Origin of the sequence: Streptomyces sp. Da 82-17, from assembly GCF_046098215.1 — a bacterium.
Classification (GTDB): domain Bacteria; phylum Actinomycetota; class Actinomycetes; order Streptomycetales; family Streptomycetaceae; genus Streptomyces.
In genome coordinates, this window is the sequence record NZ_JBJURH010000045.1 from 1 (window position 1) to 8,730 (window position 8,730).

The 8,730-nt window shown below is 74.0% G+C and carries 7 protein-coding genes and 1 pseudogene; 3 read left to right on the plus strand and 5 right to left on the minus strand.

Annotated features, from left to right (window positions below):
* Window positions 1-850: 850 nt before the first annotated feature.
* Together ACIDOF_RS37255 and ACIDOF_RS37260 are read right to left on the minus strand one after the other, a co-directional pair.
* Entirely contained in the window at window positions 851-2,140 is a 1,290-nt protein-coding gene (locus ACIDOF_RS37255) for a type VII secretion integral membrane protein EccD (RefSeq protein WP_409010706.1), read from the minus strand.
* Between the two features lie 85 nt (window positions 2,141-2,225).
* Complete coding sequence (locus ACIDOF_RS37260; RefSeq protein WP_409010707.1) at window positions 2,226-2,687, minus strand: HD domain-containing protein; 462 nt, start codon at window positions 2,685-2,687, stop codon at window positions 2,226-2,228.
* A 314-nt stretch (window positions 2,688-3,001) separates the two neighbouring features.
* On the opposite strand from ACIDOF_RS37260, the gene ACIDOF_RS37265 reads away from it, so the two are divergent.
* Complete coding sequence (locus ACIDOF_RS37265; protein ID WP_409010708.1) at window positions 3,002-4,150, plus strand: cation:proton antiporter; 1,149 nt, start codon at window positions 3,002-3,004, stop codon at window positions 4,148-4,150.
* Window positions 4,151-4,312: 162 nt separating this feature from the next.
* Here ACIDOF_RS37265 and ACIDOF_RS37270 read toward each other — a convergent pair whose 3' ends face one another.
* On the minus strand, window positions 4,313-5,488 hold the full coding sequence (locus ACIDOF_RS37270) for a PP2C family protein-serine/threonine phosphatase (protein ID WP_409010709.1): 1,176 nt from the start codon (window positions 5,486-5,488) through the stop codon (window positions 4,313-4,315).
* Between the two features lie 149 nt (window positions 5,489-5,637).
* On the opposite strand from ACIDOF_RS37270, the gene ACIDOF_RS37275 reads away from it, so the two are divergent.
* On the plus strand, window positions 5,638-6,876 hold the full coding sequence (locus ACIDOF_RS37275; RefSeq protein ID WP_409010710.1) for a GNAT family N-acetyltransferase: 1,239 nt from the start codon (window positions 5,638-5,640) through the stop codon (window positions 6,874-6,876).
* A 40-nt stretch (window positions 6,877-6,916) separates the two neighbouring features.
* On the opposite strand, the gene ACIDOF_RS37280 is transcribed toward ACIDOF_RS37275, so the two are convergent.
* Both ACIDOF_RS37280 and ACIDOF_RS37285 read right to left on the minus strand, forming a co-directional pair.
* Window positions 6,917-7,738 (minus strand): Fpg/Nei family DNA glycosylase, encoded by an 822-nt coding sequence (locus ACIDOF_RS37280; protein WP_409010711.1) that lies wholly within the window; start codon window positions 7,736-7,738, stop codon window positions 6,917-6,919.
* Between the two features lie 149 nt (window positions 7,739-7,887).
* Entirely contained in the window at window positions 7,888-8,376 is a 489-nt protein-coding gene (locus ACIDOF_RS37285) for a ribose-5-phosphate isomerase (protein ID WP_409010712.1), read from the minus strand.
* A gap of 174 nt (window positions 8,377-8,550) precedes the next feature.
* Between ACIDOF_RS37285 and ACIDOF_RS37290 the strand changes: the two are divergent.
* Window positions 8,551-8,730, plus strand: a pseudogene (locus ACIDOF_RS37290) (amino acid transporter); the annotation flags it as partial.

Sequence of the window (8,730 nt, forward strand, 5' to 3'; positions counted from 1 at the left end):
GTACGGGGAGGGGGCGGGGGCGGCCGGGGCTGGGGCTGGAGCTTGGGCCGGGGCCGGAGTTGCGGCGGCGGGTGCAGGCGCGGGTGCGGGTGCGGGTGGCGCAGCAACTGGCTGCGGTTGTACGGGAGTTGCTCCTGCCGTCGGCAGTGGCTGGGCCGGCGGGAGCGGGGCCGACGACGCGTCCGGCGTGGTCGACGGGGCGGGCACCGAGGGGAGCACGGCGGTCGTCTCCTCGGGGGCGGCGGGTGGCAGCGGGGCGGAAGTCGGGGCTGTGGCCGGGGCAGGGGTTGGGGTTGGGGTTGGGGTTGGGGTTGGCGCCGGGGCCGAGGTCGGGGGCGTTCCGGCCGGTGCCGGGGCCTCGGACGACCAGGCCGTGGCGGAGGCGGGGGCTGAGGCGTGGGTGGTGGTCTGGGGGTACGTCGGGGCGGGGGCCGGAGGCGCGGCCGTAGTCGGGACCGAAAGCGGAGCCGAAGCGGCAGCCGGAGCCGGGGCCGCGGACATTCCTGGGGCCGACCCCGCAGCCGCCCCCGAGCCCGGAAGCGTGACCGGAGCAGGCCCCGCCGCCGCAGACGTGACCGGAGCAGGCGCAGGACCCGGCACCGACGCCGGCGCCGGCGCCGGCACAGCGCCCGGCACGGGCCCCGCAGCCGTGTCCCCCTCCGGCTCCGCGAAGTCGTCAAGCACGCGTGGTGCTTCCGTCCCGTCCGTTCGCTTCGTCAGCGACGGGCCGGGCGCCCCGGCGGGCGCGGGGGCGTCCGGCTTCTTCTCCAGGGAAGGCCCCGGCGTGCCCTCGTGCGTGGAAGGAGCGCGGTCTCCGTTCGGCATCATGTCCCTCTCCCCTGCTGCCCGTTCAGGATCCGCCGAGCAGGTGCGCGTACACACCGAAGACTCCGACCGTGAGCGGCAACAGGCCGACCACTCCGGTCGACTCGACCAGGTCCGCGGCGCGTCGCAGGCGCCGGGCGAGCGGCGGTGCGGGCTGCAGGACGAGGGCGAGCAGGGGAAGCGCGGCGGCGAGGCCGAGGAGCAGCAGCGGGCCGGGCCCGTCGGTGCTCCGCAGCCAGAGCGCGGCGAGCCGTACGACCAGGACCGCGGCGGCGGCGAAGACCGCGACGACCTCGACGGCCAGCGGGAACGCGCGGGCCCTGGCGAGCAGGACGACGGCGGTGACCGCGGTGGCCAGGACCGTCCACGGCGTGGGCGCGGCCGCGGTGAGCAGCCAGCCCGCGGCAGCCGCCGAGCCCGCCGTGAGGACGGTGGCGACGACGAGTCCGCGGTGGGTGTCGGCGAGCGCGTCGGCGACATGGTGGCGGCTGACCGAACTGCCCGCCGAGCGCCGGTCGTCGATGGCCGTGAGCCCGGTGGCGCGCAGCGCGATCCGGGGCAGCAGGCCGAGCAGGACGACGGAGGCGACCGCCGACAGAGCGCCGAGCCGGGCGGGTTCACCGTCGACCACGAGCGCGGCCAGCTCCCACAGTGCCGTGAGCCCGGCCGTGGCGCCCGCGCCGATCAGCCCGGCCCGCCCGAACGGCGTGCGGAGCCCGAGCAGCAGCAGGCCGAGCGCGCCCGCGCCCGCGGTGACGGCGAGCCGGGCGGGGCCGGGGAGCGCGTACGCGTCGGCCGCGGTCCAGGCCCCGGCCACGGCGAACAGGGCGCCGATCAGCAGCAGTACGGCCGCGAGCCCGCGGTTCCCGCGCCCGGCGAAACCGCCCCGCACTCCCTGCGCACCCCGCGCACCCTGCGCACCGGGAGCCTCACGTCCGACCAGCGCGCCGGCCGCGGCCAGGACGACCGCCGCTGCGAGCAGCCCGTACGCCACCGGCTCCGCCGGGTACGCGCCGCGGGCGACGTGCGTCGTCACGGCGGCGAGCAGCACGCTCCCGGCGGCGGCGACGGGGCGGCGTGCGGCGGGGCGCCAGCGCCAGGTCCGCAGGTCGAGCGGCCGGGACGACTCCCCCGGGTCTCCTGCGCGTGCCGCCGTTCCGTTCCCGGCCGCGTTCACTTCCGCGTTCCCGGCCGAGCTCGCCGGCGCGTTCACTGCCACGCTTGCCGCGTTCGCGGGCGCCTCGGGTCCGCCCGTCCGCACGCCCGCGTCCGTCTGCGCGGTCGCCGCGTGCGCCCCACCCACCACGTTCACCACGCGCGGGAACCTATCATCGCCAACCTCTTTGACCTGCAGTTTCGTTGGACCCTCACACCGCACCCCCGGTCCCTGGACAGCGCGCTCACGCCTCGTCCGCGAGTCCGAGCCGGGCGCGCATGTCGGCGTACTTGCGCGTCAGCCGGTCGCGGGTCGGCCCGTCCAGGGCGGCGAGCCGGGCCGGATCGGCATTGTGCGCCAGATCGGCGGCTTTGACGAGAGTGGCGCCGGGCGTCGCGAGAATGCGGTCGGCGTACTCCTGCGGGCTCTCGCCGGGGCGCTTGGTGAGCGCGCGCACGATGTCCTTCGTACGGGCCGTCAACGGGGCGTCGGCCAGCCACTGTTCGGTGAGCGCGGCGTCCTCGACCGCGTCGTGCAGCCAGGCCGCGGCGAGCTGGTCGGCGTCGCCGCCGCGGGCGCGCACTCCGGCGGCGACGGCGGCGAGGTGTTCGGCGTACGGGCGGCCGGCCTTGTCGGTCTGCTCGGCGTGGGCGTCGCGGGCGAGCGACTCGACCTCGGCGAGGCTCAGCCGGTGCTGCGGCTCCATCCCGTCCCCTCCCCGCGCAGATCCCGCTGCGCGTCCCTGCCGGGCATTCTCGCGTACGCCCCGAAAAGGCCCGGCACCGGTCCCGTGGTTGCGGCCGAAAAGGCCCGGCACCGGTCCCGTGGTTGCGGCCGGAAGGGCCCGGCATCGGTCCCTCGATCCCCGCCCCGGTTCGTTTGGTAACCTAACTATTGACGCTTTCTTGACGCTCCCTTTGCTTGCCGAAGGAGTGTCCCGTATGCCTACGCGTCCCACCCGACCGCGCACGACCCGACCCGGAGGTACGGCCCATCGGACACGCAGACACCTTGATAGCCATGGGCGGCGCTTTCCTCGCCGCCGCGGTCCTGGCCCGGCTCGGGGGCCGGATCGGACTGCCCACCATCCCCCTCTTCATCCTGGCCGGGATCCTCCTCGGCCCGCACACCCCCGGCGTCGTCCTGCTCTCCGACCCGCACGACCTGGAGATGCTCTCGGCGCTCGGCCTGGTGCTGCTGCTCTTCTACCTCGGCCTCGAGTTCCACATGGACGACCTCAAGGCGGGCGGCCGCAAGATGGCCGTGGCCGGCGGTACGTATCTCGCGCTGAACGTCGGCGCGGGCCTCGGGTTCGGGTTCGCCCTCGGCTGGGGCACCTCCGAGGCGCTGGTGCTCGCCGGTGTGCTCGGCATCTCGTCGTCGGCGATCGTCACGAAGGTCCTGGTCGACACCGGCCGGCTCGGCAACCCGGAGACCAAGCCGATCCTCGGGATCATCGTCGTCGAGGACATCTTCCTCGCCCTCTACCTGGCCGCGCTCCAGCCGGTCCTGTCCGGCGCCGACAGCCTCTCCTCGGCCCTGCTCGACGGCGCCAAGGCCTTCGGCTTCCTGCTGCTGCTCGCACTCGCCGCGCGGTACGGCACGCGCCTGGTCGGACGGCTCATCGACACCCCGGACGACGAGCTGCTCGTCATCTCCTTCCTCGGCGCGGCCGTGTTCCTCGCGGGCGTCTCCGAGTGGTTCGGGGTCGCGGACGCGATCGGGGCGTTCATGGTCGGCCTGATGCTCGGCTCGACGAGTTCGGGCGAACGCATCCGGAAGCTGGTCCACCCGCTGCGGGACGCGTTCGGCGCGATCTTCTTCTTCGCCTTCGGCCTCTCCATCGACCCCGGCGACCTGCCGGTGGTGCTGTGGCCGGTGCTGGCCGCGGTGGTGCTGACACTCGCCATGAACGTGCTGGCCGGGTTCGCGGCGGCGCGGGTGTACGGCTTCGGGCGCGGCCCGGCGGTGAACATCTCCACGACGCTGCTCGCGCGCGGGGAGTTCGCACTGATCCTCGCCACGATGGCCGCCGCCGCGGGGCTCGACGAGCGCTTGTCGCCCTTCATCGCCGGGTACGTCCTGCTGCTCGCGGTCCTCGGGCCCCTTGCGGCGGGCCGGGTCCCCGAGCTGCTGTCTCGTCGCCGGGTGCGGGCCGCAGTGGGCTGAGCGCGCAGTTCCCCGCGCCCCTGAGAGCTTGCGGCTTCGCCGCGCTCTCCCCGAGAAGGCAGCGGCGCAGCCGCACGCCTTCAGGGGCGCGGGGAACTGCGCGACCGGCCCAGGACGGGCCGCACCCGGCGACGAAACCGCACCCCGCAGACGGGACCCCGCCTACCCGTCCCGGCAGATCAGCAGCAACGCCCGGTCGTCGTTGACGTCCTTCGCCACGGCCTCGATGAGGTGCCACGCCGCCCCGTGGAAGCCCCCGGCGACATACCGATCGGCCTCGCCGGTGAGGCGGTCGATGCCCTCGGAGAGGTCCCGCTCGGCCGTCTCGACCAGGCCGTCGGTGAACAGCATCAGGACGTCGCCGGGACGCAGGCATCCCTTCACGGGGTCGAACTGCGCCCCGTCGTACACCCCGAGCAGCGGCCCCTCGGCGGACTTCTCCTCCCAGCGGCCCGTCCCGGCGTGCAGTTGGACGGCGGGCGGGTGGCCGGCGGAGAGCAGTTCGTAGTCCCCGGAGTCCAGGTCGAGGGCGAGGTGGATGGAGGTCGCGAAGCCCTCGTCCCAGTCCTGCCGGAGCAGGTAGCCGTTGGCGGCGGGCAGGAAGGCGTGCGGCGGCAGCGAGCCGAGCAGCCCGCCGAACGCGCCGGACAGCAGCAGCGCACGGGAGCCCGCGTCCATGCCCTTGCCGGACACGTCGGTGAGGACGACCTCCAGGGTCCGGCCGCCGTTGGTGCGGGCGGCGACCACGAAGTCGCCGGAGAAGGACTGGCCGCCGGCCGGGCGCAGCGCCATCTCGCGGTGCCAGCCGGGCGGCAGCTTGGGCAGCTTGCTCTGCGTCTTGATGCGCTCGCGCAGGTCGAACAGCATCGTGCCGCCGCGCCGCCACGGCACCCCGACGCGACTGCGGAACTGCGCGATGACGAGCCCGAAGAAGCCGCAGGCCGCGACCGTCAGGACGATGCCGGGCGTGACCCGCGAGGGCCCTTCGGTGTACGGGCCGAGCCGCACCGACTCGACGATCAGGGCGACGGCGGCCGTCGCGTACAGGCCGAGCAGGCTGGCCGGGCGGAGCAGCAGGCCGCCCGCGACGATCGGCACGACGAGCAGGGCCGGCGAGATCCACACCGGCATGGCGAGCGTGCCGACGGCGATCACCGGGATGGTCAGGAGCAGCCCGACCAGAGCGATCCAGTCGGAGCCGTCGCCGCGGAAGTAGTCGACACCGGATTTGCGCAGGACGATGCGGGCCCGGTGCAGACGCTTGCGCAACCGGGCCGGGAACGTCTCCGCTGCCGCGCGCCGCTCGGGGTCGCGGCGGCTCCTATGTCGTACGGCCATTGCTCGCGGACTCTATACAGCCGGGGTGGAGATGCGCACGGTCGGCCCCTGTTGTCCCTCTGTCGAGCGGGCCGCGCGGTCCGCGCGTGACGGGCGTGACGGGCGAAATTCCCTCGCCCCCGCCTGCGGGCGTTGATAGGCATGGGCGCATGACGACTGACGTGCGGGTGCTGCGGCCCGATGACTGGGAGGCCTGGTTCGGCGGGCTGGAGCTGGCCTTCGGGGGCGTGCCGGAGCCGGAGGAGGCGCGCGCGTTCTTCCGTGACATCACCGAGTTCGAGCGTTCGCTCGCGGTGTGGGACGGCGAGCGGATCGTCGGCTCGGCGGGCGCGTTCTCGTTCCGGATGACCGTGCCGGGGGGTGCGGCGGTGCCCACGGCGGGCGTGACGATGGTCAGCGTGGCGTCGACGCACCGGCGGCGCGGCGTCCTCACGTCGATGATGCGGCGCCAGCTCGACGACGTGCGTGCGCTCGGCGAGCCCCTCGCCGTGCTGACCGCGTCCGAACCGGCGATCTACGGCCGGTTCGGGTACGGCGTCAGCACCCAGCGCCTCGGCGCCGCCATCCGCACGGACCAGGTGAGCCTCCAACTCCCGCCCGGCGTCGACGCGTTCACGCTCCGGCTGGCCGACCCGGCGGAGCCGGAGGTGCTGGCCGCGTGCGAGGCGGTGTACGCGCGGCAGGTGCCCGGGCGGCCCGGGATGCTCGCGCGCCGGCCCGGCTGGGAGCGGCAGGGCGTGGTCGACCCGGCGGCGGAGCGGTCCGGCGCGTCGGCCCGGCAGTGCCTGCTCGCCGAGCGGGACGGCGAGCTCGTGGGGTACGCGCGGTACCGCCTGCGGCCGGAGTGGGACGCGTCGGACAGCCCGACGGGCGTGGTCGCGGTGGACGACCTGGAGGCGACGGAGCCCGCGGCGTACGCGGCGCTGTGCCGGTTCCTCTTCGACCTGGACCTGATGACGACGGTGTCGCTGCCCAACCGCCCGGCGGACGACGCCTGGCAGCACCTCGTCTCCGACATCAGGCGCTGCTCGGTGCGGCTGCGGGACGGTCTGCATCTGCGCCCGGTCGAGGTCGGCGCGGCCCTCGCGGCGCGTACGTACGCGGTGGACGTGGACGTCGTCCTGGACGTCTCCGACCCCTTCTGCCCCTGGAACACGGGCCGTTGGCGGCTCTCCGGCGGCCCGGCGGGCGCGGTCTGCGAGCGCACCGACGCCCCGGCCGAACTCTCCTTGTCCGTACGGGAGTTGGGCTCGGCCTACCTGGGCGGGTTCTCCCTCGCCGGGCTCGCGGCGGCGGGCCGGGTACGGGAGGAGCGGCCGGGGGCGCTGGCCCGCACGGCGCTCGCGTTCTCCGGCACGGTCGCGCCGTGGCTGCCGCACGGCTTCTGAACGCGCCCTTCCCGTACGGGAGTTGGCTGCGGGTGTACCGCTAGCGGCGCTGGCAGTCCGGGCACCAGAACAGATTGCGGGCGGCGAGATCGGCGGTGCGGATCTCGCCGCCACAGATGTGGCAGGGCTGGTTCGCCCTGCGGTAGACGTACACCTCGCCACCGTGGTCGTCGACGCGCGGCGGACGGCCCATCGCCTCCGGGGTGTGCTCGGGCCGGACGGTGTCGATCCGGTTGAGCCGCACGCCTTCGCGCATCAGCCCGACCAGATCGTCCCAGACCGCGGTCCACTCCTCGTACGACAGATCCCTGCCCAAGCGGTACGGGTCGATGCCGTGCCGGAAGAGGACTTCGGCGCGGTAGACGTTGCCGACGCCCGCGATGACCTTCTGATCCATGAGCAGCGCGGCGACGGTGGTGCGGGAGCGGGAGATCCGCTTCCACGCCTTGTCCGGGTCGTTGGTGGCGCCGTCGACGGGGCGCAGCGGGTCCGGGCCGAGGCGTTCGTGTATCGCCTGCTTCTCGGCGTCCGTGATCAGCGCGCAGGTCGTGGGGCCGCGCAGATCCGCGTACGCGGTGGGGCCGACGAGGCGGAGCCGGACGGTGTCCGTGGGCGGGGGCGCGGGGGTGGCGCCGAAGTTCAGCTTGCCGAAGAGGCCGAGGTGGATGTGGACGTGGCCGGCGGGGCCGAAGCCGAGGAAGAGGTGCTTGCCGTGGGCGTCGGCGGCGTCCATGACCTGGCGGTCCAGGAGGGCGGCGGCGTCGGAGAACTTGCCCTGGGGGCTGGAGGTGCGGACCTCGTGGTCCAGGAACCGCTCGCGGTGGTCGGCGGCAAGCCGGTGAATCGTGTGCCCTTCGGGCACGGGGTCTCCTTCGGTTCGTGCTCGGCTGCGGCGCCGTCGTGGGCACAGCGAGGTACGGGCCCCGAGAGGGGCGCGGGGAACTGCGCGACCAGCCACGACGGCGCGGTAGCCGAAAACAGCCGGGGGCCGGGGCGGAGCCCCGGGACCTGTTACGGCTGCTGCGGGTGGTGGGCCGGGATGGCGGGGAGCTCGCCCGTCGTCTCGTACCGCGACAGCATGTCGATCCGGCGCGTGTGCCGCTCCTCGTCGGAGTACGGCGTCGACAGGAAGATCTCCACGAACTTCGTCGCCTCGTCGAGGGTGTGCATGCGGCCGCCGATCGACACCACGTTGGCGTTGTTGTGCTCGCGGCCGAGCGCGGCGGTCTGCTCGCTCCAGGCGAGGGCGCAGCGGACGCCCTTCACCTTGTTCGCGGCGATCTGCTCACCGTTGCCGGAGCCGCCGATCACGATGCCGAGGGAGTCCGGGTCCGCGGCCGTCTTCTCGGCGGCACGCAGGCAGAACGGCGGGTAGTCGTCCTGGGCGTCGTAGATGTGGGGACCGCAGTCCACGGGCTCGTGCCCATGGGCCTTGAGCCACTCGACGAGGTGGTTCTTCAGTTCGTAGCCGGCATGATCCGAGCCGAGGTACACGCGCATGGCTCTGAGTGTGGCACGAGCGGGCGGCGAGGGCCTCGCCCGGGTCGGGACGACGGGCCTCCTGCCGCTTGACTCCGGGCTTTCAGACAACGAATCGGAATCAGGACTTCCGAATCCGTAGGTCCTCGGGTTTGAATGCACGGGCTCGTGACCCGAGAACTTAAGGATTCGTCCATGACCTCGCAACCGTCCCTTGCGAAGCAAGACAGCCCTTCCGTACCCCCGGAAGAGGCACCGTCCGGCGACGGCCTGAAGGCGGGTCTGAAGAACCGCCATCTGTCCATGATCGCGATCGGTGGTGTGATCGGTGCCGGGTTGTTCGTCGGTTCCGGTGCGGGGATCGCGGCTGCCGGG

Coding starts and splice junctions, on each gene's coding strand:
- ACIDOF_RS37260 (WP_409010707.1), bottom strand. CDS start 2,687: ATGGAGCCGCAGCACCGGCTGAGCCTCGCCGAGGTCGAGTCGCTCGCC.
- ACIDOF_RS37265 (WP_409010708.1), top strand. CDS start 3,002: ATGGGCGGCGCTTTCCTCGCCGCCGCGGTCCTGGCCCGGCTCGGGGGC.
- ACIDOF_RS37270 (WP_409010709.1), bottom strand. CDS start 5,488: ATGGCCGTACGACATAGGAGCCGCCGCGACCCCGAGCGGCGCGCGGCA.
- ACIDOF_RS37275 (WP_409010710.1), top strand. CDS start 5,638: ATGACGACTGACGTGCGGGTGCTGCGGCCCGATGACTGGGAGGCCTGG.
- ACIDOF_RS37285 (WP_409010712.1), bottom strand. CDS start 8,376: ATGCGCGTGTACCTCGGCTCGGATCATGCCGGCTACGAACTGAAGAAC.